This window comes from Nitrospiraceae bacterium, assembly GCA_019637075.1.
Taxonomy (GTDB): Bacteria; Nitrospirota; Nitrospiria; order Nitrospirales; family Nitrospiraceae; genus JAHBWI01.
Genome location: JAHBWI010000003.1, coordinates 433117 through 458657 on the forward strand (window position 1 = coordinate 433117; position 25541 = coordinate 458657).

Sequence of the window (25541 nt, forward strand, 5' to 3'; positions counted from 1 at the left end):
CACCTGAACGGTTTGAGGATTTGTTCCGATGCGTAAGCCCGGTGAACCGATTTATCTTGGTCGACACCTGCTCGTGCTCGTGCTGGCAGTCGTGGCGCCGTTTGGCCTTCCCCGCCTCTATGAACTGGTGGTCGGGCCCCTGGGGTTTGGGACCAGGTTCCTCGCCGGGCTGGTGATTGCCGTCGGCGCAGGCCTTCTGCTCTATCGGTTGTACAATTCCACCGCGCAAAACCAGCCGTAGTCCAATTCCGGTTCACAAATCCGCACAACTTCGCAGGGTTCACAACCTGACTCGACCGGACCGCCGGCGCGATCGCCAACTTGTCCAATGTCCTCGCGCGGCTGCTTGTTATGATATCGACAAGCCTCGCCCATGGGAGCAACAGCCATGGTACACGCGAGGTCCATCCGCAATCAGATCTTCCTCGGATTCTTAGTCCTCCTCATTAATCTCATACTCTGTTCGAGCCGGCTCCACGCGGAATGGTACGTGGCCGGGCAGATCGGTGTGAATTTTGCCGACCCCCTGCGCAATGTGCGAGGGAGCGGGGCACTGGCAGGGCTCGATTCGCCGAACTTCAATCTTGTCACGAGTCCCGCCTTCGGCGGCAAGATTGGGTTGTTCCCAGGTCACGGGATTCTGGGCCTCGAACTCGACGTCACTCAGAGTGCTCCCCACATCAAACATCTCGATGAGGTGCCCGGTATTCATCTGAGCGTGACGAACATCGGGGCCCATGTGCTATTGCGGTATCCCGGGGTCACGTGGCAGCCCTATATCGGCGGCGGTCCAACTGTGCTGGTGGCCCGGCTCGGCAGTTCCGCGACGACGGAGTCGGACAGCCAAGTCTCGATCGGCGGCAACGTGCTGGCGGGGATTCGCACGTTTCTCACGCCTCAGGTTGCCCTGTTCACCGAGTATAAGTACACGGATTCGACCTTTCGATTCGGGGGAGCGTTCGGTCCGGTCGGCGGATTCGATGCCACCTATCGAGCACACCAAGTCTTTGTCGGGCTGTCGTACCATTTTTAGCGGGAGGCGGCTGCCGAGGCATGTATGAGGAGTTGTCATGTCCGAGGTACAGACAGGAGGTGTCAGATGATGGGAGCCATTCGATCGTTCCTGCGCAATGCGGTGGTGGGCGCGATCTTATTGAGTCCGGCTTCCTGCGCGCAGTCACTTCATCAAACCGAACGGCTCACGAGGCTCGATCAAGCCGTCAGCTACGGCTATGAGGAGCCCGGACCAGCGTACTTCGGACCGGCCTGGTGGCCGCTCGGGTACTACGGCTATCCGGGTTACGGCTGGTTCGGCGGGGGATCTGGAGCGACGGGGCGTCAGAGCGCCGGTTCGCCGACACCGAAACCGAGTCCACCGGCCAATGCACCGCCGCAATTCAAAAAGAAATGAGGCATGCGAGGCTGCGCCGTCTCGTGCTATGGTGCAACTTGCATCTTGTGGTTGCTCGACGTGCCGGCGGTCCGAACTCCGCTTCGCTCGGTGAGGAACCGAGTCGAAGGAGTGGAGTGTGCCCCGAGGTTCGTTTGGAAGTGTGATGATGTTCGTCGGTGCGTTCCTCTGGGGAGTCGCATGGACGGCCTATGCCGGTGACACCGAACTCATGGCGGTCGGCCTCCGGGGAGGCTTGAGCGTCAAGGGGAGTTCACCTCTTGGGGAAGAGCAACGCCGCGTCTTCGCCGCCGGCGATGCCCTCGCAATGTGGCGCTTGCCGTGGAGTTGGTACGGCGCTTCCGGATGGGGTGTCGGCACGCGGCTTCTCGCGAGTGTCGGCGTGTTGGAAGGAGAAGGGGCAACGGCGGGCGTGCTCACGGCCGTCCCCTTGATTGCATTCGGCGATCGGGACGGGCGCGTGACATTGGACGCCGGGGCCGGAGGCGCGTTGCTCACTCGGCACCGATTCGGTCTTCAAGACTTCGGCGGGCCGTTCCAATTCGTCGGCACTGCCGGACTCAGCGCAGTCCTCATCCACCCTTTCACCGTGGGTTACCGTTTTCAGCACTACTCGGATGGCACGATCTACGGCCGCGACAGCCGCGGAGTCGATCTGCACATGATTGAGTGGACCTATCGATTCTAGCCGCCCTCAGTGTTCTCACTCCCGCCGATTTTCTTCCGAAACAGCCGAAGGTCGAAGAGATCTTCTGGACTCTTCGGCATCGACGACTCATCGAATCGACGATGCAGGATTTGTCCAGCGGTGACTGTCGTAATGTGAGACAAGGGTTTCGCTGAGCGGTGGTGTCGGCTCTCCTTTTTCCGCAATCCCTCGCCGTATCTCATTTCGTACATCGTGTATCTACTTGGATAAATATCCATCGCCCCAGATGATGAGCAGCTGCCGATGTTCGCTCTCGGGCCCGTGTGACGGCAATGCGGTTTGTCTACCACTCCGCGTCGCGATAGCTGCGCCGACGAATTCTCGCCAGCCGCTTACTGCAGTACCAAAGGAGCGCGCGGTGCGATCCTGCCGCCGATGCGGCCTGCGGCTTGGTTTGAGATCTCCAGATATTTCCCACCATTCAGGAGCAACAATGGCAAGCATCCTGCAGATATCGCCGGCAATTAGAGCTGTCGGTCCAAGACGAGCTTGCAGTGGCCGGATGGTCCGATCAATATTCCGGCCCGTTTTGCCGCTACGTATTGTTCGCGCCTATCGAGTGGGGAGGACCTCATGCGTTCATGTACTCTTGTCGTCACAGGACTCGTTGCCGTGCTGTCGGCTCTTGCGCCGGGCCAGCCGAAGGCCTTTGCGCAGACGGTCACACCGTTTCAGCTTGTCGGGCATATCGAACAATTCTCGCTCGATAATCCCGCCGATAAGCTGACCGGGGCCAAGATGACCGTCAACGGCATCCAGGTTGTTCTGCCGAAGAACCTCGTGGTGCAACTGCCGGCCGCATACTTCACGCCGCAGCAGATCTTTGAGAAGGCCCAAGGTGTATCGAAGAAATACCATGAGTCCGGTCTGGCCTTGAGCGACAAGTTTCCGCCGCTGGCTGCGTTCGAAGCATCCATCGACGGCAATATTGTGGACGGCGTCTACCTCGCCGGCTTGGTCTCGATTTCTCAGCAGGCATTGAACGTGGGCGCTGGGTTCATCCACCAGATTGATGTGACGACCGGGGTGATCTGCGTCGGCGCCAGCAAGACGGCGACGGTGTGTAGTGCCGGCGACACGCGAATCAGGCTCAACGATCCGGCCCTTGATGTATCCGATCCCTTTCCCGGAGACGGTCGCTATGGCTTGCCAAATCCTGCGCCGCCCGCAATCGGTGCCGACAATCCGGACTCCCGCTTTCCCGATCCGCGGTTCACGGTGGATCAGGGGAACCCGACCGTCCATGCCCTCACCGGATATCCCATGTGCGTGCCCCGCTCACCCAGTGATAACGAATGTCCTGCCGCCAATCGGCCCGCCGAGGGGACGTTCGTCATGGACACAGTCGATCTTGTGCCACCGACGAGATTCGGTGCCGATGTTATCAAGGCCTGTCCGGCTTGTGATGCGACGAAGCAGGCGCCTCTGAAAGTCGGAGACTATGTGACGTTCGGCGGTACGTTGGCCAATGGTGCGCAGGGACGTTTTGTTTCCGTGCACACGCTGGTGGTCAACGTCGGCATTTATACGAAGCCGGGCGGACGCGCCTATGTGACGTTGGAAGAATCGCTGCTCGGGACCAAAGGGCCCGTGGCACAGTGCGGTGCTGCAGCGGAATGTCAGGACCGTCTGAAGGTCGAAGGATTCACGACCGATCCGACCAGATCCGTGAGCGTCTATGCCGTCGACGTAGCGCCCGGCGGGACACCGAAGACCCGTCTCCTGCACAGCACCGACAAAGTTCAGGCCGTCTTCGGTCGGTTCCGGTATACGCCGCCGCTCACGTCCGCAGCGTTATTCGATATCAATGGAGTCCTGAAGGGGGCGACCAGGGAACTGATGGTACGCATCGACAATCCAGGCCCGCTGCTCGACGGTAGTGATATTCCCGGTGGACCCAAATCGGCCCATGGTCTCACCGCCGGCATCTATGTCGCACCGGTGGGGGAGTACATCTTCCCTGAGCCGACAGGCGTTCAGGGTGGAGACCAGCCGGCGCTAAATTTTCAATGTCTGGCCTTTCTCGCTCAAGGATGGGCGCTGCCGGACAGCGGATTGCCGAATATCCCTCGGCTGACGCCTTGGCCGGGCAAGGCAGCGCCGCTCTTTTCCTGTACCGACTAGCATTCATTTCAAACCCATTAGGCTTTGGAGACTACGACGATGCGAGTTGAGCGAGTCTGTCTACGGAAGGATTCCGGAGCGCCCTCACCGATGGCCGTGGGGCCTACGACACTATCCCGAGTGCGTTGGCGGGGCGGGCGGCCAAAAGCGCTCGGTACCATGGCGCTGGTGGGACTGATCAGCTTGGTGGGCGCCGGTTGTGTCACGCACCAGGCGCCTCAATCGCAGGTTGTGCACAAGCCTGTCTGCGAGCGGACGATCACCGCCGACGTCGTTGCGCTGGACCAGGTCTATTACTACAACCGGTTCGGATCCTTTAATCCCGCGGGCATCATGTATGCGTTGCGGAAAGATGTCGTCCTGGCCGATGAGCGCGATGCCGGAGGCGAGCGCAAGCATGAGCCCGAGAATAAGGAATTGGACCTGTTGAATGGAGACCTGGACCAGTGGCCCAACGAGGTCGAACAGGCGATCTCTTCCGAACCAGGCCCTGATGATCTTAAACTGGTCGGACGGGTGAAACTCCGTTCCGACAAACGTCCGCGGCCGCTGGTGCTGCGTGCCAATGAAGGGGACTGCCTGCAGGTCAGGATGACGAATCTGCTGGCGCCGAGCGCTGGTGGTCAGGAGCTGATGCTGGATCCAGAGCGGCGATTGACCCATCCGGAGAAGCGCCTGGTGGTATCGAACGATGGGGATGAGCCTACGACCCGCCATGCCTCCATGCATGTCAATGGATTGAGCCTGGTGGATTCGATCGATTCGCTCGGCGCGAACGTCGGTAGAAACGGTTGGCACGATCAGTCGGGGAACAAGACGGACGGCCGCTGCTCCGCCGATCCGGTCGATTTTGGGAAAGATTTGTGCGCGCTGGCCGCACCGGGCGAAACCCGCATCTACACGTGGTATGCGAAAAAGGAAGGCACCTACTTCTTCTATTCAATGGCCGCGCCTGCGGGAGGAGAGGGAGACGGCGGGCAGTTGGGACTGGGACTGTTCGGCGCGGTGAATGTTCAACCGCGCGGCGCGAACTGGTATCGGTCTCAGGTGGCGGAGTCGGACTTGAAGGCGGCAACCACCGGAACCACCACCTACGGCCAACCGATCATTGCCTATGAGGCTGTCTTTGCCAAGGGACCGCGCAAGGGCGATCCTATTTTAAACATGCTGAAGTGCCGGGATAAGGGTGCCGAAGGGGGCATGCAGGGCCGGGTGGCCTGTCCAAGCGGAGGCGAGCTCGTCTATTCAGATCTCAATGCCGTGGTCGACATCGAGAAGGAAGCGAGTTGCGAACAGATGGGAGAGGGAAATGCCTGCGGCTTGCCCTACCGCGAGTTTACGGTCATTTTTCACGATGAGGTGACGGCGGTTCAGGCCTTCGACGATATTCGGCAGGAAGATGCTGCCTTGGCCTCGATCCGTGACGGTATGGGGATCAACTACGGCGTCTCCGGGCTGGGGCCGATGGTCGTGGCGAATCGACAGAAGCTCGGGCCCGCGCGGGACTGTGCCGAGTGCAAGCTCGAGGAGTTCTTCCTGACATCGTGGGTCAACGGCGACCCGGCGATGGTGGTGGGCTATGAGCGAAACGCTCAGGGAGACTTGATCAAAATCGGGGAAACGACGGTGAAGGGACGTGATGGAAAGCCGGAACGGCGCCCGCTGTACAAGATGAAGGCCAAGTATCCGGATGATCCGTCCAATGTTCACCATTCCTACCTCGGTGATCCGATCCGGTTCCGAAATATGCATGCAGGTCCGAAGGAAACGCATGTGTTCCACTTGCATGCGCATCAGTGGGTCGAGGATAAGCACGATCCGCAGTCTCATTACTTGGACTCCCAGACGATCTCGCCCGGGACGGCATTCTCGTACGAGGTGCATTACGGGGGATCCGGCAACCGGAATCTCGGTCCCGGCGATTCGATTTTCCACTGCCACCTCTATCCGCACTTTGCGCAGGGCATGTGGGAGCTATGGCGGGCCCATGACGTATTCGAGGATGGCAGCCGGTTACGGTGGTTGCCCGATCACGACATCGAGGAAGGCACGCCGACTCCGGCGGTCGTGCCTCTGCCCCGCACGCCGCTCGCGCCGATGCCGACAAAGGATTTCAAGGGGTATCCCTTCTACATTGCCGGCGAAAAGGGGCACCGTCCTCCGCAGCCGCCTCTGGATATCGAGGGCGAGGATCACGCCACGGCTTTGCGGCGGCACGTCGTGATGGACGGGGCGGTGCTTGATGGCTCTGAAGCGCATGGCCCGCAGGACATGAAGCAGGCTCCTCCGCAGAATCACGATCTCTTCGATCGTGGACGCCAGGCCTCGGCTGATATCGCCGCCCGCGTCTCCTCCCAGAACCGAAGCGAAGACCTGTCGGTGCTCGCACGCGAGCTGGAACGGGCTACCGTCAAGACCTATCCCAACCATGGGAATGAGCAGGAACAGGCGGCCATGCGGTTTCACGCCGGACAATCAATCGTGAACGGCGCTCCCGCCGTCAGGGTGGGGGCGGCAGGTTGGCAGCCGACTCCCTACAATTGGGAAGCGCCCGGCTACAAGACCTGTCTGTCGGATGGCACCTGTGACAGTGAAGCGGGAACGCGGGTCCTGTTTCGCGTCAACGGTGGCGGCAACGTGGAGCTGCCCAATATCGGGAAAGGCGAGCCTGGGGCGCCGTTTTCCAATCCCTGTCCCAAACAGTGGATCGACGAATCAGGGAAGATCCGCGAGGTGAAAGTCCGTGAGTACCGTGCCGTCTACATTCAGATGGATATGACCGTCAACAAGTCCGGATGGCATGATCCTCAGGCGCGGTTCCCGGTGCTGGAAGAGGACGTCCAGGCGACTTTAGACGGGAAGCGCCCCACGGAGCCGCTGTTCTTCCGCGCGCAGTCGGGCGAATGTGTGGTGTTCAAAGCCACGAATCTCATTCCCAGCAACCTGAATCTGGACGATTTCCAGGTGTACTCGCCCACCGATACGATCGGACAGCACATTCATTTGGTGAAGTTCGACGTGACGTCGTCGGATGGCTCGGGGAACGGCTGGAACTATGAGGACGGCACGTTGGCGGCGGACGAAATTCGCGAGCGCATTCACGCGATCAGGGCTGCCAATCCCGCCACTCCCATCAAGCCGCACACGCACCGGCTGTTCTTGCGTAAAGGACAATTGGGCGCGACGGAAGACGGCGCGCTGGCAGGAGATAGCCGTGGATACTGCAGCGACATGGGCGGGAACGACAACGATCGCATCCGGCATCCCTGGTGCGGCGCCCAGACCACGATCCAGCGCTGGTGGGCCGACCCAGTATTAAACGCAAAGCCGGGTGACAAACATTCCCATGACCGGACTTTGCGGACCGTCTTCACCCATGACCATTTCGGACCGAGTTCGCACCAACACCACGGATTCTACGCGGCGCTCGTCGTGGAGCCTCGGAACTCGAAATGGTTTTTCCCTGATGGGCGATTGATGGGTGGGACGGATGCGCAGGGGAAACCCGAGAAGGTGGACGGGCGGCACGACGGTGGCCCCACGTTTTACGCAGCAAATCTCATCGTCCGTGGCCAAGGCACGGCGTGCATCACCGAACAGAAAGACGGCCTGGTCTGCAGCGACCGGTTGGACCACAAGGACACGATTGATGACAAGCGCACGGCAAGAGAGTTCAATCTGGCGTTTGCCGATTTTGCGATCGTCTATGACAGGGAAAATCAACCCATCAATCCGCCGAGCCAAATTGAGGGAGGACTGCGAACGCCGATCCTTCCAGGCCGGATTCCCGTGCCGGAAGGGATCTCGACGAAAGATCCGGGCACTCAGCTGATCAACTATCGCAACGAGCCCATTCCTCTGCGGATTGCGACCAAGGCCTCTACCGGAAAAGAGTTTGTCCAACTATCGGAACAGAATGGCCGTGGTGACTTGGCCCACGTGTTCAGCTCCGTGGTGCACGACAAGCAATCCGTAGTAGACAGCAGCATTTTCACCGAGGGCACCGATGTGGGGCGCGAATCCGGCGATCCCGCAACGCCACTTCTGCGGGCCTATGAAGGGGATCGCGTCCAGATTCGTTTGATCCAAGGCGCGCAGGAAGAGCAGCATGTCTTTACGATGCACGGCGCAAAATGGTTGGCTCAGCCTGATTCAACCAATACCGGCTATGTGAGCGCACAACATATCGGTATTTCGGAACACTTCGAGTTCAACGATCGGGTCGTCGAGTTCATGCCGTTCGACAAGGGCAACGGGAGCCGGAAAGTGGTCGATCACCTCTACGCATCCGGTGCGACCGACAATCTCTGGGATGGCCAATGGGGACTCATGCGGGTCTTCTCCCGCACCGAGTCCGCACCGGGATTGACCAGGCTGCCGGGAAATACGGAGCGGACGCACGACGTCCTGGCCTCCGCCTTTGTGCAGCAAGGGCTCGATGAGACGCTCGACAGCGAGTTATTCGAGGTTGTCGATGGGGAAGCGTCGGAACGAACGGCGTCAGACTCGACCGATCTGGAGGAGCCGAAAGACGCATTGGAAGCCTTTTGCCGGTCGGCGGCACAACAGTCGTTCCAGCAGCACTACGAGGTGGAAGCCTGGCTGGCGAAAGACCTCTTGCCGGGCGGCAAGCTGGTCTACAACGAACACTTCGGCATCGCCGATCCCAACGCCATTCTGTTCGTGGAGGCGTCGGAGGTGTCGGCATTGCGTTCGGGCGGGAAGCGGGCAGAGCCGCTGATCCTGCGTGCACGGGCCGGTGACTGTATCCGTGTCACGCTGAAGAACATGATTCGCCCCGAGCATCATCTGGACGGCCCTGACAATTCGGAGAGCTGGAGTTACAACATGGTGCCGCCGATTGTTGCCGGATTTTCCTTCAATCAGGTTCGCTCCTCGCACCGGGTGGGCCTGCATCCTCAACTCGTGGATCACAGTATCCAGACGAGTGACGGCGCCCATGTCGGTGTCAACGACGATTCCACGGTGGGACCCGGTGAGCCACGAAAGACCTACTACTGGTACGCCGGGGAAATTGCCGCCCGTCAGAAGGGTAAGAAAATCGTAGGCATCCCTTACGAGTTCGGAGCGATTCCGTTGCAGGACATGGGGGACGTCATCAAGCATGCGTCCCACGGGGCGATTGGGGCCTTGATCGTCGAACCGCAATGCTCGGAGTGGAAGGTAACCGGCTCTCGCAAGGACCAGGCGGAGGTCGACTATTGGAATGGGCAGCCGGTGCCTGGGCAGAGAGGAAAACGGAGACAACTTCTGGCTTGCCCGCCCAAGCCGGCCGAGGATTCGCGCAAGCTGTATCGGTTCAATGAAATGGTGCTGCTCTACCAGGACAACCTGAGCCTGCAGCAGTATGGCCAGCCGATCCCGAATTTGCGCAACGGCGACGATTCGGAAGATTCGGGGCAGAAAGCCTTCAATTACCGTACGGAACCCCTCTGGGCGAGGCTTGGGGCCAGCGCCGCAGATGAGCCGGATGCCATGAGCGAATTCGATTGGTCGAACGTGTTGAGCTCGACAGTTCCCCATTTCCGCTGCGATGCCAATCCGTCGAAGGGACGGTACTGCGATCCGGAGACACCGCTGTTCACAGCCAAGGCGGGAGATCATCTCCGGTTCCGCGTGGTCCATCCGGGCGGCCACCCGCGACAACATGGGTTCACCCTGTTCGGTCATGATTGGGGGCTCATTCCCTGGATCAATGACTCGAGAACGATGGGGTGGAATCAGTTTAATCAGGCGCGGGTAGGTTCGACCGGCGGCATCGGGCCTGGCCGGGCCATCAATATCCTGACCGCGGCCGGCGGGGATTGTAAGGTTACAGGGGACTATCTCTACCGCACGCAGGAGGGCTTCATGTTCGGCGGGGGCCTGTGGGGCATTCTCCGAGTCGAAGAGAATCCCAGGCTCAGCTGGTGGGAACCATCAGGCTGGTTCAGGAAGAAGCTCGTGAACAACGGAGACGAGGCCAGCAGCTGTAAGGTTGCCTTGTCCCAAGCCAAGTCCGGCGACCAGCCATGAGAAGAGCAGGAACATTGGTGTTCGGGCGGCGATGGCTGGGGCTGGTTCCCTTGGCGCTGATGCTTGTGACCACTCCGGTGTTCGGCGGAGAACCAGGAAGGGTTACCCCCCCGGCGTCTCCGGAAAAAGATGGGAACGAAGTGCTGCAGCGTGTCGTGCAGAACGGCCTTGCGGTGGAGTTGCGTGTGACGCCGTTCGATGAGACGGGAGACGGCCACGCTCCTTCTGCCGGTCGGCCAGCGATGGTCACACTCTCCCTCACGGACGCAAAATCCGGTGCGCCGGTTACCGGTGTCCGCCCCAGGGCCTGGATGACCAGCCGGCCCTCGGAGATGGTTTCCGACGAAGTGCCCTGCGCCGACAAGATCCGGCGGCTTCTCGGCGGTCGCTTGGGAGCCCGCGCCGACGTCGACATGAACCAATATGTGGTGTTGTCGTTGAATCATGACAAGACCATTTCCGTCATCAATCCGTTGGTGGAGTTCAGCCCCAGCAAGCTGGAAAGTCTGGTGCCGTTGCCTGGCACCGGGGCCGATTGGGTACTCACTGCCGATGGGACCCTGTTGTATGTGACGATGCCGGATGAGGCGGCAGTGGCAGTGGTGGACACCAGGAGTAGACGACTTGTCGCAACGGTTTCCACCGGCGCCGGGTCACGTCCTGGACGGATCGTGCTGCAGCCGGATGGGCGGCAGGTGTGGGTGGGATTGGACGGAACCGGGCAGGTGGCGGCATTGGACGCGGCGACGTCCGGCCTTGCAGCGGTCCTTTCGGTAGGCCAAGGGCTGCATGCGTTGGCGTTCACCCCGGACAGCCGGCTCCTGTATGTGACGAACAGCCAGGATAACAGCGTGGCGGTGGTTGATGCTCAGACCAACAGAGTGACGAACTCGATTCCTGTTCCTGATACTCCGGTGGCATTGACCTACGCGGGCGCCGCCAAACGGATGTATGTCGCGTCGTTGAATGGCTCGGTCGTTACCGTGATCGATCCGGCCCGTCAATCCGTCAGCAGAAACGTCGCTGTCCGGCCAGGCGTCGTGGCCGTGGCCGTGGAACCGCAGGGACGCTTCGTCTTTTCTGCCAACCAGATGACTAGCGACGTTTCGATCATCGACAGCGCCACCGACACGGTCGTGGCCCGTGTGCCGGTGGTAAAGGATCCCGATCAAATCGTGTTCACATCGCACTATGCTTATGTGCGTGGCATCGAATCGGAGAAGGTCAGTCTCATCGAATTGGGTGCCCTCCGTCAGGGGAACGCCACGCCGGTAGATCTTCAGATCGGACGACAGGCACCGAGTGTTGCACCTCAGGAGTTGGGTGTCTCGCCCATGATCGCGCCAACTCCGGACGGAAATGCGGTGATGGTGGCCAATGCGCCGGATGCGACACTCTACTATTATCAGGAAGGCATGATGGCCCCGATGGGGGCCTTCTCAAACTACCGACGAATGCCGCGAGGAATTGTGATGCTCGATCGCAGCCTCAAGGAGGTCGCCCCGGGAACCTATCGGGTGCCGGTCACCTTTCCGAAAGGGGGCCGTTTTGACGTGCCGCTGTTGCTGGAGCAGCCGCGTCTCTCCCATTGTTTTCAGGTGACGGTGCAGGAATCGCCTGGACAGACATTGTCTTCGGCCTCACGCCGCCCGCCGACCGTGCAGGCGTTGCCGGGGGAGGTCCCAGTTACGGCGAAACAGCCGACCGCATTGTTGTTCAAACTTCTCGATCCCTCGACGTCGCTGCCCATCATGGGACTCACGGATGTGCAAGTGCTCCTCGTCGAACCTCCGGGTGTCTGGCAGCAACGGCATTGGGCGAAGGAACTCGAGGGCGGCACCTATTCCGTGACCTCGTCCTTTCCACACGCCGGGGACTTTACGGTGATGGTGCAAGCCCCCTCGCGACATCTTCGGTTCACCGATGGGACACCTACGGTCGTGGCAGTCGGACCGGCTCAGTCGCGCTCGGAAGTCGGGACGAAGGCTGCGGGAAGGCACTGAGGAAGGGTGGAAATGAGAGGGATAGCAGGTCTGATCACGGCGGCGTTTTCGTTGGCCATGCTCGCGCCGTCGATTGCGCTCGCAGATTCGGCGGCGCCGGTGATCCCGGATGTGGAGGTGTTGGACGAGACCGGAACTTCGCATCGGTTCTACAGCGATTTGATCAAGGGCAAGACCGTCGCAATCAATTTTGTCTACACTGCGTGCGCGTCCAGTTGCCCTGCCTCCGCCGCATTGTTCAACGGAGTGCAACACCGATTGCGTACACAACCCGAGCGGGCCGTGAGTCTTCTGTCGGTCAGCATTGATCCGACTACCGATCGTCCGGCTCAACTCCAGGCCTATGCCGAAAAGTTCGGTCGCGGAGCGGGATGGACGTTCGTCACCGGATCCAAGCGCGAGATCGATCGGTTGCTGGCGGCATTTGGTCTCACTGCATCCGACAAGGTCGATCACCCTGCGTTGATCGTGGTCGGCAATGACGCCTCGGGTGTGTGGACGCGCTTATATGGACAGGCATCTGTGCCGATGGTGATGGAAGCCTTGGCTGCGGCTTCCGCGGTGCCGGCATCCGCAGCGTCACCGCTTCCCTAGTCCTTCGCGCATGATCCGTATCATGGCATCTTCCGTACACCTCCTGTCTCGGCTGGCACTTCTCATACTTATGGTGCTGACGGTTTCTGCGTCGGCCCTTGCCTGGACGGATCCGCTGACGCCGGGCGCGCGCGCGGGGCGGATGATCTACCAGCGTGGCGCAGGGGAGGAAATGGACCCCATCGAGGCGCAAAGTCAGGAATCGGATGTCTGGCTTCCGGCAACGCTCTTTCGCTGTGCCCAATGTCATGGGGCGAGGGGGGAAGGAAGTCAAGAAGGGGGCCTGAGGGTTCCACCATTAACCCCGGCTGTCCTGCGCTCGTCGGACTCAGGTCCCGGTCGCAGGCGCAGACCCTATACGGACGAAACGTTGTTGCGTGCCATCACAGAAGGACGTGACGCGTCGGGCAACCGGTTGCAGCCTGCCATGCCGCGCTACCGCATGACGACGGCTCAATCCACAGCCTTGCTCGCCTACATGCGAGAGCTTGGGGGGGACGCCGACGTCGACCCCGGCATTGCCTCGGATTCAATCACGGTCGGAGCCGCCCTGCCGCGTTCAGGCCCGCTGGCTCAGATCGGCCGAGATGTCAGCGCAACCCTGGCCGGTTTGTTTGCCTCGATGAATGACCGGGGCGGTATCTATGGGCGTCGGGTGATCTTCGTCACCGAAGATTCGCAGGGCGAGCCCAACGGGACTGTCGAGGCGACCCGTCTGCTCGTCGAGAGAGATAAGGTGTTCGCACTCGTGGGGAATTTCAGCCCGTCCGGAGATGAAAGGACGGGCGCATTTCTGCAACAACAACAGGTCCCTTTGATCGGACCCCTGGCACTCTCACCAAAAATCTCCGATCCACCCAATCCCTATGTGTTCTATTCACTGCCGGGATTTGCTCTCCAATTTCGCGTTCTGATTGACCTGCTTGCGGGTCGCGCGTCGGAACTCGTCGGGAGCGCACAGCCGCGCGTCGCGGTCATTCATGCGCAGGCCTCAGTCAATGACGAGACGCACCAGAGCGCTCTAGCGCAAGCAGCCCGTCATGGTTTGACGGTCGTGCTGAATGAGGGCTATCCAATCGGCAGACTGGCGGTTCAGCCGCTCGTTACCCAGATCAAGGTACAGCGGGTCGACGCGATTCTATGGATAGGCGAAGGCGAAGATCTGCTTGTGCTGGCTCGGGCATTGGCCAGGGAGCGGATATTTCCCATCCTGTTCGGCGCGGTCGGCATGGTGGGAGGCCGCGTGGCGCAGCTGCCGCCGGAGTTCCGGTCAAAGGTCTACCTGGCAACCGGCTTACCCCCTCCGACAGCTAAAGACATTGCGAGACTGGCAGCCCTGACAGGGCAGGACACTCTTGCCAGCGTGGGATATGCCCGGATGGCCCAAATTGCCGGGGTCGCATTTCTGGAAGCTCTCAAGCGGGCAGGGCGTGACCTGAGCCGGCTGGCCCTGATCGGTTCGCTTGAGACCTTCGCCAACCAGGACGAGGGGGCGGGGATTCCTCTGTCATTCGGACCGGGGCGTCGATTGGGGCATGATCGGGTATTGGTACTGGGTTTTTCAGATGATCCTCCCATGGCCGTTCCTTATAGTGACTGGACTGCTCCGAAATCGCGGCCGTAGAACTGCGGTAGCCGGTTGGCACCGCTGGCCTCTGGAGGAAGATCCGAATGACCCTACTGAAAGCGGCCTAGGTCGTTGACAGCCTTTAAAATCTTGTGCTACCTTCGCCCGTTCGTGCCGGCTAGACCGGCTTTCCTACACCTCGCTCCCGTCAAAAGAACGGGGGCCTATGTCCAGGAGGAGTCTGCATGGAGCTCTACGAGTCTCTGTTCATTATTCGTCCGTCGTTGAGCGATGAAGAAACGGCGGCCCTTGTCGAAAAGATGAAGGGCATTGCCGAAAAGAACGGCGCAGCCATCGCCAAGGCGGAAAATTGGGGTCGTAAGAAGCTCGCGTACGAGATCAAGCGCGAACGGAAGGGCACCTACGTCTATTTGTATTTCAAGGGACCTGGGACGGTGATCGGCGAGCTTGAGCGCGCCTATCGTCTCGAGGATTCGATCATCAAGTTTTTGAGCGTGCGGCTGGAACAGGAACCGGCTCCGCCGCGAGGTGCCGTGACGCCGCAGCCGCAGGGAGCCACCGTTGGCGGGGTTTAATAAAGTCATTCTCATCGGGAACCTGACCAAGAATCCCGAGCTGCGGTATACGCCGAGTGGAACGCCTGTGGCCAGTTTCGGCCTCGCGACCAGCCGGCGATTCAAGCAGGGAGATGAACTCAAGGAAGAGGTCTGCTTCATCGACATCGTGGTATTTGGGAAGCAGGCCGAGCACTGCGGTCAGTATCTCAGCAAGGGCAACGGCGTGATCGTCGATGGACGGTTGCAGCAGCGACGCTGGGAAACCGAAGACGGTCAAAAACGAAGCAAACACGAAGTCGTGGCGCAATCAGTCACCTTTCTGCCCAAGCGCGGTGAAGCTAGCGGGGAGAGCGGTGGCGGCCACGAGGAACCTTCGTACGACGAAGAGCAGTTCTAGCAGGCGGTCGGGGCGCGTGGCGTCCCGCCGGCGATGGAGGTTGGTATGGAGCGTGGAGAACGTAGTGGCGGCGGGCGGTTCTTTCAGCGTCGCAAGCCGTGCCGGTTTTGTGTGGATAAGGCGCCGATCGATTTCAAGGATGTCGGGCTGCTGCGCAATTTCCTGACGGAGCGCGGCCGCATTGTTCCGCGGCGGATTTCGGGCAACTGCCTCCACCATCAGCGCGAGTTGACCGTGGCGGTGAAGCGGGCTCGGCATATCGCGCTCGTGAGCTTTGCCGAAGAGAGATAAGCGCCGGGAGTTGTTTGGTGAGAGTTGGATCGGATGGACCGAGTCGGGAAGTTTCTCGCGCGGCGGGATATTGCTCATACTCGGTGGTTTCAATGATGGATGCCCTCAACCCTGCGGTCGTCGATATTACGTCGGAGAGCTTGGCGGTAGACTGTGTCGCTGCCGCGCCGCAATTGGGGTTGGTGGAACCGGATGAGAAATTCCAAGGCCCGCTGACGATCCACTTGGAGTTGATCAAGGTAGAAGGTCCGATCGTGGTGACCGGCTCACTGGACGGAACGGCCATCCGCCAATGCGTTCGGTGTCTGACCGAGTATCCCGATCCGTTGTCCGTCTCGGTGTATGCCGAATTCATGCGTCAGAGTGGGACGGCGCCCAAGCCCCCAGCGGTTGAATCCCGTCGGAAAGCAAGCCGACGTCGGGAAGAAACAGTTGAGGCGGCCGAGGAAGCGGACAAGGAAGAGGATGAGGTGTACCTCTATCAGGGTGATCATCTCGATCTCGTCCCCATGCTTCGCGAACAGGTCATTCTTGCAGCGCCCATGCAGCCGATCTGTCGAGAGGATTGTCAGGGACTGTGTCCCCAGTGCGGGCAGAATTTGAACGAGCGGCGTTGCGCCTGCCCTCCGGACGAAGGGCCCAATCCGTTTCGGGTACTGCGCGAGCGGTATTCGAAGCCGTCGAAGGGCGGTAACGCGTAGTCAGTATCAACCGGGTGATGTGCCCGTAGTCGAAGGAGTCGCCATGCCAAATCCGAAACATAAACATTCACGTGCCCGACGCGACAAGCGACGGACGGCCAAGACCCGGTTGGTTCCTCCAGGGTTTTCGCTCTGCCCGCAATGTCACGAGCTCAAGCTTCCCCACTATACCTGCTTGAATTGCGGGACCTATAAGGGGAAGGAAGTCATCGCGGTCGAGGAATCCTAAGCGGGTTTTCCTTTCCCTGCGTGATTCGGGTACAATCACCGACCGTGATCACGATCCTAGGCCGTGCCGAGCGGGACACCATTCTGGGGCCCGCCGGCGCGCCCTCTCCATTCTTTTCATTGCCACTCCATCCGTGGGCTGCTGATTGCCTATGAAGATTGCTGTCGATGCCATGGGCGGAGACCATGGTCCGGCTCCCGTCATTGAAGGCGCGATGCAAGCCGCCCAAGAGTTGGACGTCGGCATCATTCTGGTCGGTAAAGAGAACGAACTCACGGCGGAGTGCAGCAAGCTCAACTGCCGCGATCCACGTATCACCATACGGCACGCGCCACAGGTCGTGGAGATGCACGAATCTCCGGCGGCGGTCGCGCGTAAGAAGCGCGATTCTTCCATCTGGATCGCGACCGAGCTGGTGAAGACCGGCGAGGCGGATGCGGTGGTGAGTCCCGGTAATACCGGTGCCAGCATGGTCGCGGCATTTTTCGTGTTGGGCTTAATCAAGGGCGTGGAACGGCCGGCGATTGCGACGATGCTCCCGACCTTGACCGGCAGCGCGGTGATGTTGGACGTCGGTGCCAACGTCGACTGTAGCGCCCAGCATTTGGAACAGTTCGCCTTGATGGGGAATGAGTTCGCCAAGCACTTGTACCGTAAGCCGAATCCTCGGGTGGGCTTGCTGAGCATCGGCGAAGAAGACACAAAAGGCAATGAGGTCACGAAGGAAGCTTTCAAACTGTTGAAAGCCAGCCCATTGAACTTCATCGGCAACGTGGAGGGGCGGGAAGTGTACAGCGGCAGCGCCGATGTGGTGGTGTGCGATGGGTTCATCGGCAACGTGGCGCTCAAGATTTCGGAGGGCGTGGCGGAGGTTATTAAAAAGCTCCTGCTCAAGGAAATTTCCGGCTCGTGGTTGGGTCGCTTGGCCTATCCCTTGATCGCTTCCCCATTGCTGAATTTGAAGCGAAAGATTGATTACGCGGAATTCGGCGGCGCCCCCTTGCTCGGTGTCAACGGCACGACCATGATTTGCCATGGACGCTCATCGGCCAAGGCGATCAAGAATGCCATCCGCCGCGCCAAAGGGTTGGCCGAAACGCGGCTCGATGAATTGATTCACCGCGATATCGAGGAGACGTTGGCCCGTCACCAGGACGAACGCGGGGAAGGGAAGCAGGCATGATGAGGGCACGCATCACCGGCACCGGCAGCTACGCGCCTGAGCGGGTGGTGACCAACGCCGACATCGAACGCATGGTCGCGACGTCGGATGAATGGATCCGGGAGCGGACCGGCATCCGAGAGCGCCATGTGGTGGCCGACGGGCAGGCCTGTTCCGATCTTGCCTTGGTTGCCGCAGAGAGGGCCTTGAAAGCCGCCGGGGTGTCCGCCTCGGAACTCGATCTGATCGTCCTCGCCACCTGCACCGGCGATACGCCGCTGCCATCGACAGCCTGTCTACTGCAACATCGCCTGGGGGCAACCCGTGCCGCGGCCTTCGATTTAGGCGCCGCCTGCTGCGGTTTCGTCTATGCGCTGGGTGTGGCGGATGCCTATGTTCGGACCGGTATGCGCCACGTGTTGGTTGTGGGTTCGGAGGTCATGTCGGCGATCACGGATTGGACCGATCGAAACACGTGCGTGTTGTTCGGTGACGGCGCAGGCGCAGCCGTGGTGTCGGCTTCCGGCGATGACCGTGGGATCCTCTCGACGCACCTCCATTCCGATGGCAGCATGTGCGACCTGATTACCGTGCCCGGGGGCGGAACCAGGATTCCGCCTTCGGACCAGATGGTGACTGATCGGTTGCAGTACATCAAAATGAAGGGAAATGAGACCTTCAAGGTGGCCGTGCGGACGCTCGAAGAGGTGGCGCGCGAAACGCTGGCGGCCCATGGGGTCGGAGTGAGCGACGTCGACCTGTATGTGCCTCATCAGGCCAACGTGCGGATCATCAAAGCGGTCGTGGATCGGTTGGGGCTTCCGTTGGAAAAGGTTGTCCTCAATATGGATCGGTATGGCAATACCTCCGCGGCGTCGATTCCGATCGCGCTCGATGAGGCGGTGCGGGACGGGCGTGTGCGCGATGGGCAATTGATCATGCTCGGGGCTTTCGGCGCAGGGCTCACCTGGGCCTCGGCGCTGATTCGGTGGTAGGAACGGTAGCGCTTAGAGGCCAGAAGTCAGCTGTGGGACTAGGGATAGTGTCGATGGCTGAAGGCTGATCGCTGAAGGCTTTTCAAAACTTTTTCTCGTTGACATTCCGAACGGTTTCTACGATATCTTACCCGGTTATGGCGCCTTCAGGAATTGGGTTTTTGTTCCCCGGACAGGGTTCCCAGTCGGTCGGTATGGGAAAGGCATTGTATGATGCCGTCCCAGCCCTGAAGACTGTTTACGAGGAGGCGTCGTCCGTTTTGGGGTACGATGCCGCCACGCTGTGTTTCGAGGGACCGGCGGAACGACTGAATCTGACTGAGCATACGCAGCCGGCGCTCCTGATCAGCAGCGCTGCGGCATTGAAGGCCTTTGAGCCGGCCGGAGTGAAGCCTCAGGCCGTGGCAGGGCACAGCCTGGGTGAGTACTCCGCTGTCTATGCGGCGGGGGGATTTTCGTTCCGCGATGCGGTCGCCTTGGTTCAGAAGCGCGGCCGGTACATGTCGGAAGCCGTCGCACCAGGGACCGGACTCGTGGCCGCGCTGTTAGGTCTCGCTCCGGATGCGGTGAAAGCGGCTTGTCAGGAAGCTTCAACGGTCGGCGTCGTGGCGGCGGCCAATTTCAATTCTCCTGGACAGGTGGTAATTGCCGGAGAGAAGGCAGCAGTCGAACGCGCGATCGAACTTGCGAAGACCAAGGGCTGTAAGAAGGCGATTCCGTTGCCCGTGAGCGTGCCGGTCCATACGCCCCTCATGCAAAAGGCTGCCGATCGGTTGGCGGCGGAGTTCGGAACGGTGGCGTGGCGAGATTTGTCGGTGCCGCTCATCAACAACGCCGAAGCCGCGTCGATCCAGCGGGCCGAAGATATCAGGGCATCGCTTGTCCGTCAGTTGCCGTCCTCGGTGTTGTGGGAGGATTCGGTCAAGGCGATGGCGAAACTGGGCGTGACTACCTTTGTTGAGATCGGGCCCGGGAGCGTGTTGACCGGCTTGGTCAAACGGATTCTGCCCGAGGCGACGACATTGAACGTGAATGATCCGAAATCGCTGGATGCGACGATCGCGGCATTGGGCCGGACCGGCTGATCGGCGCACCTTGAACGATCAACATCAGTGGAGAAGCGACTCATGGGATTGCAGGGGAAAGTGGCGGTTGTCACCGGCGGCGCACAGGGCATCGGCCGCGCTATTGCAGAAGCCTTGGCAGAGGATGGGGCCGATATCGTCGTCGCCGATTTGGATCCGGGACGCTCGCAGGAAGCGGTCGCGGCGATTGAGAAGATCGGCCGCAAGGCGCTGAATGTGAAGGTCAACGTCGCCGATTTCAACGATACGAAGGCGATGGCGGATCACGTACTCAAGGAATGGGGCAAGATCGATATCCTGGTCAATAACGCCGGGATTACCCGAGATGGGTTGTTGTTGCGCATGAAGGAAGAGGATTGGAATTTGGTGCTGCAGGTCAACTTGAACGGGACGTTCCACTGCACAAAGGCGGTCCTGCAGGCTATGACCAAACAACGCTATGGCCGAATCGTGAACATTGCTTCGATCGTGGGAGCGATGGGCAACGTCGGCCAGGCAAATTACGCGGCCTCGAAGGCGGCGGTGATCGGGTTTACAAAGACTGTGGCGCGTGAATATGCGAGTCGCTCAGTGACTGTGAACGCGGTGGCGCCGGGTTTCATCGATACGGCAATGACGCAGGGGTTGCCGCCGGATGTGAAAGAGGCGTTGCAAAAGCAGATTCCGCTGGGGCGGCTCGGGTTACCCTCTGATATTGCAGCTGCGGTGAAGTTTCTGGTATCGGATGCGGCGTCGTACATCACAGGCCAGGTGCTTCATGTCAACGGCGGGATGTTGATGGTATAAGCAGGTGCGGGTGCCGGTATGCTGTGTGCCCGCTGACGCGGGTCGGCCACCGGCGAGAAATGGAGTGTGTGAGATGGGGAAGGAGGTGGGGAAGTCAATGGCAACAGTCGATGAACGGGTGAAGAAAATTATTGCGGAACAATTGGGCGTCGAGGAAGAGGAAGTGACGCCGGAAGCTCATTTCGTTGAGGACCTGGGCGCGGACTCGCTCGATACCGTGGAATTGGTCATGGCCCTCGAAGAGGAATTTGAGATCGAAATTCCCGACGAGGATGCCGAGAAGATCCTCACGGTCGGCAAGGCGCTCGACTACATCAAGGAAAAGGTCTAGCGGTCGGATTACCTATGCAGACACGATCCACACGGCGCGTCGTCGTGACCGGTCTTGGACTGGTCACCCCCCTTGGCACCGGGGTCGAGAAGACCTGGAAAGCCCTGTGTGCCGGGGAATCGGGGATCGGCCGAATCACTCGATTCGACCCGACGGCTTACGATGCCCAAATTGCCGGCGAGGTCAAGGATTTCGACCCGGCCCAATTCATCGAGAAAAAAGAAATCAAGAAGATGGATACGTTCATCCACTATGCCGTGGGCGCGGCCCAATTGGCGGTGGATGACGCGGGGCTCAAGGTGTCGCCGGAAGAGGCCACCAAGGTCGGCGTGTACATCGGATCGGGGATCGGGGGCCTGGGTTCGATCGAGCACTATCATGATGTGTTGAAGGAGAAGGGGCCTGGCCGAGTGTCGCCCTTCTTCATTCCTATGACCATTATCAACCTGGCTTCCGGTCAGGTGGCCATTCGGATCGGCGCCAAGGGGCCGAACTCCTGCGCGGTCACAGCTTGTGCGACCGGCAACCACTGCATCGGCGACGCGTTTCGGCTCATCCAGCGGGAAGATGCCGATGTTATGATCGCCGGCGGTGCGGAAGCGGCCATCACGCCGTTGGGCGTGGCGGGATTTGCGTCGGCGAAAGCCCTGTCGTTTCGCAACAGTGAGCCGACACGGGCGAGTCGCCCATTCGATAAGGACCGCGATGGCTTCGTGTTGGGCGAAGGGGCCGGGGTGGTTGTTCTCGAAGAGTTGGAACATGCGCGGCGCCGAGGGGCGAGGATCTATGCCGAGCTCGTCGGGTACGCCATGAACAGCGACGCGTACCATATTACGGCACCACCGGAAGAGGGTGAAGGAGCCGTGCGCTGCATGGAACTTGCCCTGAAGGATGCAGGCGTGGCCAAGACCGATATCGGGTACATCAACGCGCACGGGACGTCCACGATGGCGGATGCGATCGAAACCAAGGCGATCAAGCAGGTCTTTGGTGAACAGGCCTACAAGATCGCCGTCAGTTCGACCAAGTCCATGACCGGTCACCTGCTGGGTGCGGCGGGCGGCATCGAAGCCGTGTTCAGTATCTTGGCCTTGCACCAGGGCATGCTTCCGCCGACCATCAATCTTGAGAATCCTGATCCGGCCTGCGATCTCGACTATGTCCCGAACAAGGCTCGGACGGCCAGCCCAAAGGTGGTCCTCTCCAATTCATTCGGCTTCGGCGGGGTCAATGCCTGCCTGCTGTTTCGCAAGGTTGAATTCTAACTTCTTCCGCGCCCAACAGGTCCTATGACCCCGGTCACGTCACTCGAGACCGTCCAACGCTTGTTGGGCTACCGCTTCGCGAGCCCGCGCCTGTTGGAAGAGGCGCTGACTCACAAGTCCTACAGCAACGAGCGCCGAACGAAGGATCGGCAGCAGAACGAACGCCTGGAGTTTCTCGGCGACGCCGTTCTTTCCCTGATCATCAGCGAGCACCTAGCGGCGGCGCTGCCCGACAGCAGTGAGGGGGCCCTGTCCAAGCTGAAGGCTCGGTTGGTGAGCGAGACGTCGCTGGCCAAATCCGCACGGCGCATGGACCTGGGCCGATTCTTACGGTTGGGAAAAGGCGAGGAGCTCTCAAAGGGCCGAGAAAAGAATTCGCTCTTGGCGGATGCGCTCGAAGCGCTCATTGCGGCGGTGTATTTGGACGGAGGGCTGGATGCGAGCAGAACCTTTACACTCCGGGTGCTCGGTTCGGAACTCGAACTGGTCGGAACGCAGGGCGGACGTCTCGGCAGCGACGATTACAAGACTCGACTGCAGGAAATCTGTCAAAAGCGATTTGACCAACTCCCGCGCTATGTCACGGTTCGTGAGACCGGTCCGGACCATGAAAAGATCTTCGAAGTGGAGCTGACAATTCAGGGAACCGTCATGGGGATCGGACGGGGACACAGCAAGAAAGAGGCGGAGCAGATGGCGGCCAGGGAAGCGCTGGCTCAGGTGATGCCGTAACCGATGCGGATGGATGACCAACGAGGAGGCACCATGGAAGATCGTAGAAAGAGCAGGTGGATGCGACTGGTGGCAATGGCGGGTCTCGTACTGACGGTGGAGATGGGCGGCGCCTCCTGGGCTGCCGACCAGCCCGCTGCGGAGAAGGAGCCGATCAACATCAAGAACGCGCGCGCCATCATCAAGACGAAGTTCGGAGACATGGAGATCAAGTTTCTGCCGGATGTTGCACCGAAGCACGTGGAGAACTTCATCAAGTTAGCGAAGAGCGGGCTGTATAACGGCACGATTTTTCATCGGGTCATCCCAGGGTTCATGATCCAGGGCGGCGATCCCAACACCAAGAACTCGTTGAAGAAGGATACCTACGGTCAGGGCGGGCCTGGTCACAATGTCAAGGCCGAATTCAGCGACCTTCCACACAAGCGTGGGGTGCTCTCGATGGCGCGCGCTCAGGACCCTGACAGTGCCGGCTCTCAGTTCTTTGTGGTGGTGGAGGATTCGCGGTTCCTGGATCGCAAATACACGATCTTCGGTGAGGTGGTTAAAGGCATCGGCGTGGCGGACAAGATCGTGGCGGTTCCACGGGTGATGTGCCAGGGTGGCGCGCCCAATCATCCGGACAAGGGCCCCTGCGACAATCCGCTGGATCGTGTCGAGATGACGGTGACGATCGTCGAATAGCCGAGTTCCCCCGCCTCCACTTCCGATCTCAGATCCGGCGATCACGCCATGTGGTCGCCGGAGCCATGCTCAGCGGCCTCGGCCCGCGCGCCTTCGGCGCAACGTTCGCTAAACTCCAACGTGGAAATCAGAATGGGGAGGTGCTTTTTTCCGCTCGGACTAGGCTGAGGAGGTGTGCCAGCGCTTTGGCAACTCGCTCCGCGTGAGAAGCCGATCGAAACAACAGGGTGTCGTCTGGGAACTGGGCTTCGAGATTGGAGACGGCGCCGCTGCAATAACTCGTCTTGAGGATGCAGGGCCCAGTGGCTTTGCACACCAACCGGACACCATAGAGTGCAACCGGTCCTTCTTGGGCCTGTTGTCCCTGATATTCCACCGATTCAATGTCATGCAGGTCGAATTGGGTAAAACCGGTCATGACCTCGTCGTGGCCATGATTAAGCTCGACCAATCCGAACTTCGCGCCGGTGGGGATGACTGTGTAAATCTCGGTCATCTTTGTCGGTTTGGGGGCCTTCGGATTGCGGCAACTCAGCGCGCGTACGAACCCGTGGGTGTTTGCCATCTCGCCGATGAATTTGACGGTTTCATCGACCGTCTGTGCCGTCCCGTTCAAGGGGAACAGGAGGGCGAGCATCAGGATGGTCGGCAGGGAGACGACGATATGGAGCAATCGCAAGCGGACCTTCGTCATGGGGACTCCAGGAGTGGTTGAGTGTGAGAACAACGTCGAGCCCTCACCGTACTCAAATCAGAACCTGAGTGCAATCCCCATATGCGCAGGAGATCTGTCATGCGAGGGAATCGAGGAGGGCAGTGGGAGGTCAAAGCCCGTTAGGCTACGTCCTGAGCGATCTCTGCGGGAGGAACGATCGGGGCCGTCGGTCTGACTTCACCCGGGATGGCGGACATCAAACTGATTTGCGGAAGAATCGGACCGAACCGGAAGTTCATGACCAGGTCATTCAGCCGACTTTCCATCCGATCCAGATTGGAATAGTGGAACAGCTGAGAGATCATGGGGCCGTCCATTCGGGGTTGCTGGGGATCCAACTCCCACGGATGGAAATACATGACCAGCGGCTGTCCCTGTCCTTCCAGGCGCTTCAAAAGGAGGCTGGACAGCCAATAGGGCAACAATCTGAAGTAGCTGCCTCCTGCCACGGGCATCCGGACACCCAACAGGTTGACGGTGGAGGGGGGAACCTCCCAAATCGGACCCGAATCCGTGTGGCGAAGGTGATACGTCGGCAGAGCGCCGCTGAGCCCGCAATGGTCGTGACGGATGGGGACGATACTGGAGTCGTATGTGAACCCTTCCTCAACCAAAATGGGTAACGCCCACAGGGTTTCCTGAGTCACGGTGAAACCTGGTGCGCGGTAGCCGTGCACGGCAGTGCCAACTAGGTCTTCGAGGATCCGCTTCGATTTACGGACATCGGCCCTGAACAGTTCTGGCGTTTGAGCGGTGACGAGTTCGTGGTCATAGCCGTGCGAAGCGATCTCATGGCCACATTCGGCGATTTGCTTGATCAGACCAGGGTGACGCTCCGCGACCCAACCGAGCACAAAGAACGTGGCGCGGGTTTGGGTGCGGGCCAGCAAATCCAGCAGTTTGCAGGTATTGGAGGAAACCCTAGTTTCGAAGGATGACCAATGACGGCGACGAATGGGGGAATCGAAACGCGAAACCTGAAAATGTTCCTCGATGTCGAAAGTGAGGCAGTGCACCGGTGATCCCTTGGTGGTCTGCTGAATAATCCTGGGCCGGCTGGACCTGGAGGGTCATCCCTATGGGAGGGGACCAAATGCCTGCCCTGTATACTATGGGTACGACAGTAATGTAAAGCAAACTTTTGCA

The 25541-nt window shown here is 60.0% G+C and carries 24 protein-coding genes; 22 read left to right on the forward strand and 2 right to left on the reverse strand.

Going from position 1 to position 25541, the window contains the following annotated elements; genetic code table 11:
• Positions 1–28: 28 nt before the first annotated feature.
• The 22 genes from KF814_10160 (at position 29) to KF814_10265 (ending at position 23680) form a co-directional block, all read left to right on the forward strand.
• Positions 29–241 (forward strand): hypothetical protein, encoded by a 213-nt coding sequence (locus KF814_10160; protein MBX3236507.1) that lies wholly within the window; start codon positions 29–31, stop codon positions 239–241.
• Positions 242–388: 147 nt separating this feature from the next.
• The gene (locus KF814_10165) at positions 389–1033 is read left to right on the forward strand and encodes a porin family protein (GenBank protein MBX3236508.1); all 645 of its coding nucleotides are present in this window, start codon (positions 389–391) and stop codon (positions 1031–1033) included.
• 66 nt (positions 1034–1099) lie between these two features.
• Positions 1100–1411: a hypothetical protein gene (locus KF814_10170; GenBank protein ID MBX3236509.1), complete on the forward strand. Its 312-nt coding sequence runs from the start codon at positions 1100–1102 to the stop codon at positions 1409–1411.
• A gap of 118 nt (positions 1412–1529) precedes the next feature.
• Positions 1530–2099: an acyloxyacyl hydrolase gene (locus tag KF814_10175; GenBank protein MBX3236510.1), complete on the forward strand. Its 570-nt coding sequence runs from the start codon at positions 1530–1532 to the stop codon at positions 2097–2099.
• 594 nt (positions 2100–2693) lie between these two features.
• Positions 2694–4244: a hypothetical protein gene (locus KF814_10180; protein MBX3236511.1), complete on the forward strand. Its 1551-nt coding sequence runs from the start codon at positions 2694–2696 to the stop codon at positions 4242–4244.
• A gap of 39 nt (positions 4245–4283) precedes the next feature.
• The gene (locus KF814_10185) at positions 4284–10280 is read left to right on the forward strand and encodes a hypothetical protein (protein MBX3236512.1); all 5997 of its coding nucleotides are present in this window, start codon (positions 4284–4286) and stop codon (positions 10278–10280) included.
• On the forward strand, positions 10277–12283 hold the full coding sequence (locus KF814_10190; GenBank protein ID MBX3236513.1) for a YncE family protein: 2007 nt from the start codon (positions 10277–10279) through the stop codon (positions 12281–12283). Before KF814_10185 ends, KF814_10190 begins: the two co-directional genes overlap by 4 nt.
• A 12-nt stretch (positions 12284–12295) precedes the next feature.
• Entirely contained in the window at positions 12296–12877 is a 582-nt protein-coding gene (locus KF814_10195) for an SCO family protein (GenBank protein ID MBX3236514.1), read from the forward strand.
• Between the two features lie 22 nt (positions 12878–12899).
• Positions 12900–14501 (forward strand): ABC transporter substrate-binding protein, encoded by a 1602-nt coding sequence (locus KF814_10200; GenBank protein MBX3236515.1) that lies wholly within the window; start codon positions 12900–12902, stop codon positions 14499–14501.
• 188 nt (positions 14502–14689) lie between these two features.
• Complete coding sequence (rpsF, locus tag KF814_10205; GenBank protein ID MBX3236516.1) at positions 14690–15040, forward strand: 30S ribosomal protein S6; 351 nt, start codon at positions 14690–14692, stop codon at positions 15038–15040.
• Positions 15027–15419 carry a single-stranded DNA-binding protein gene (locus KF814_10210; GenBank protein ID MBX3236517.1) on the forward strand — a complete coding sequence of 131 codons (393 nt, stop codon included), beginning with the start codon at positions 15027–15029 and terminating at the stop codon, positions 15417–15419. Before rpsF ends, KF814_10210 begins: the two co-directional genes overlap by 14 nt.
• A 45-nt stretch (positions 15420–15464) precedes the next feature.
• Positions 15465–15710 carry a 30S ribosomal protein S18 gene (rpsR, locus tag KF814_10215; GenBank protein MBX3236518.1) on the forward strand — a complete coding sequence of 82 codons (246 nt, stop codon included), beginning with the start codon at positions 15465–15467 and terminating at the stop codon, positions 15708–15710.
• 92 nt (positions 15711–15802) lie between these two features.
• Positions 15803–16411: a DUF177 domain-containing protein gene (locus tag KF814_10220; protein MBX3236519.1), complete on the forward strand. Its 609-nt coding sequence runs from the start codon at positions 15803–15805 to the stop codon at positions 16409–16411.
• A gap of 43 nt (positions 16412–16454) precedes the next feature.
• Positions 16455–16640 carry a 50S ribosomal protein L32 gene (gene rpmF, locus KF814_10225; GenBank protein MBX3236520.1) on the forward strand — a complete coding sequence of 62 codons (186 nt, stop codon included), beginning with the start codon at positions 16455–16457 and terminating at the stop codon, positions 16638–16640.
• A 151-nt stretch (positions 16641–16791) separates the two neighbouring features.
• The gene (plsX, locus tag KF814_10230) at positions 16792–17823 is read left to right on the forward strand and encodes a phosphate acyltransferase PlsX (protein ID MBX3236521.1); all 1032 of its coding nucleotides are present in this window, start codon (positions 16792–16794) and stop codon (positions 17821–17823) included.
• Positions 17823–18797 (forward strand): ketoacyl-ACP synthase III, encoded by a 975-nt coding sequence (locus KF814_10235; protein MBX3236522.1) that lies wholly within the window; start codon positions 17823–17825, stop codon positions 18795–18797. Before plsX ends, KF814_10235 begins: the two co-directional genes overlap by 1 nt.
• A 137-nt stretch (positions 18798–18934) precedes the next feature.
• Complete coding sequence (fabD, locus tag KF814_10240; GenBank protein MBX3236523.1) at positions 18935–19882, forward strand: ACP S-malonyltransferase; 948 nt, start codon at positions 18935–18937, stop codon at positions 19880–19882.
• Between the two features lie 42 nt (positions 19883–19924).
• Positions 19925–20668 carry a 3-oxoacyl-[acyl-carrier-protein] reductase gene (gene fabG, locus KF814_10245; protein ID MBX3236524.1) on the forward strand — a complete coding sequence of 248 codons (744 nt, stop codon included), beginning with the start codon at positions 19925–19927 and terminating at the stop codon, positions 20666–20668.
• 97 nt (positions 20669–20765) lie between these two features.
• Positions 20766–20999, forward strand: coding sequence for an acyl carrier protein (gene acpP, locus KF814_10250; GenBank protein MBX3236525.1), 234 nt, complete (start codon positions 20766–20768; stop codon positions 20997–20999).
• Positions 21000–21013: 14 nt separating this feature from the next.
• Positions 21014–22264, forward strand: coding sequence for a beta-ketoacyl-ACP synthase II (gene fabF / locus KF814_10255; GenBank protein ID MBX3236526.1), 1251 nt, complete (start codon positions 21014–21016; stop codon positions 22262–22264).
• A gap of 24 nt (positions 22265–22288) precedes the next feature.
• Positions 22289–22996: a ribonuclease III gene (gene rnc, locus KF814_10260; protein MBX3236527.1), complete on the forward strand. Its 708-nt coding sequence runs from the start codon at positions 22289–22291 to the stop codon at positions 22994–22996.
• Between the two features lie 153 nt (positions 22997–23149).
• Entirely contained in the window at positions 23150–23680 is a 531-nt protein-coding gene (locus KF814_10265; protein ID MBX3236528.1) for a peptidylprolyl isomerase, read from the forward strand.
• Between the two features lie 127 nt (positions 23681–23807).
• Here KF814_10265 and KF814_10270 read toward each other — a convergent pair whose 3' ends face one another.
• Together KF814_10270 and KF814_10275 are read right to left on the reverse strand one after the other, a co-directional pair.
• A complete protein-coding gene (locus KF814_10270) occupies positions 23808–24374 on the reverse strand; it encodes a hypothetical protein (GenBank protein ID MBX3236529.1) in 567 nt (188 codons plus the stop codon).
• A gap of 140 nt (positions 24375–24514) precedes the next feature.
• Positions 24515–25411, reverse strand: coding sequence for a DUF3473 domain-containing protein (locus KF814_10275; protein ID MBX3236530.1), 897 nt, complete (start codon positions 25409–25411; stop codon positions 24515–24517).
• Positions 25412–25541 lie beyond the last annotated feature (130 nt).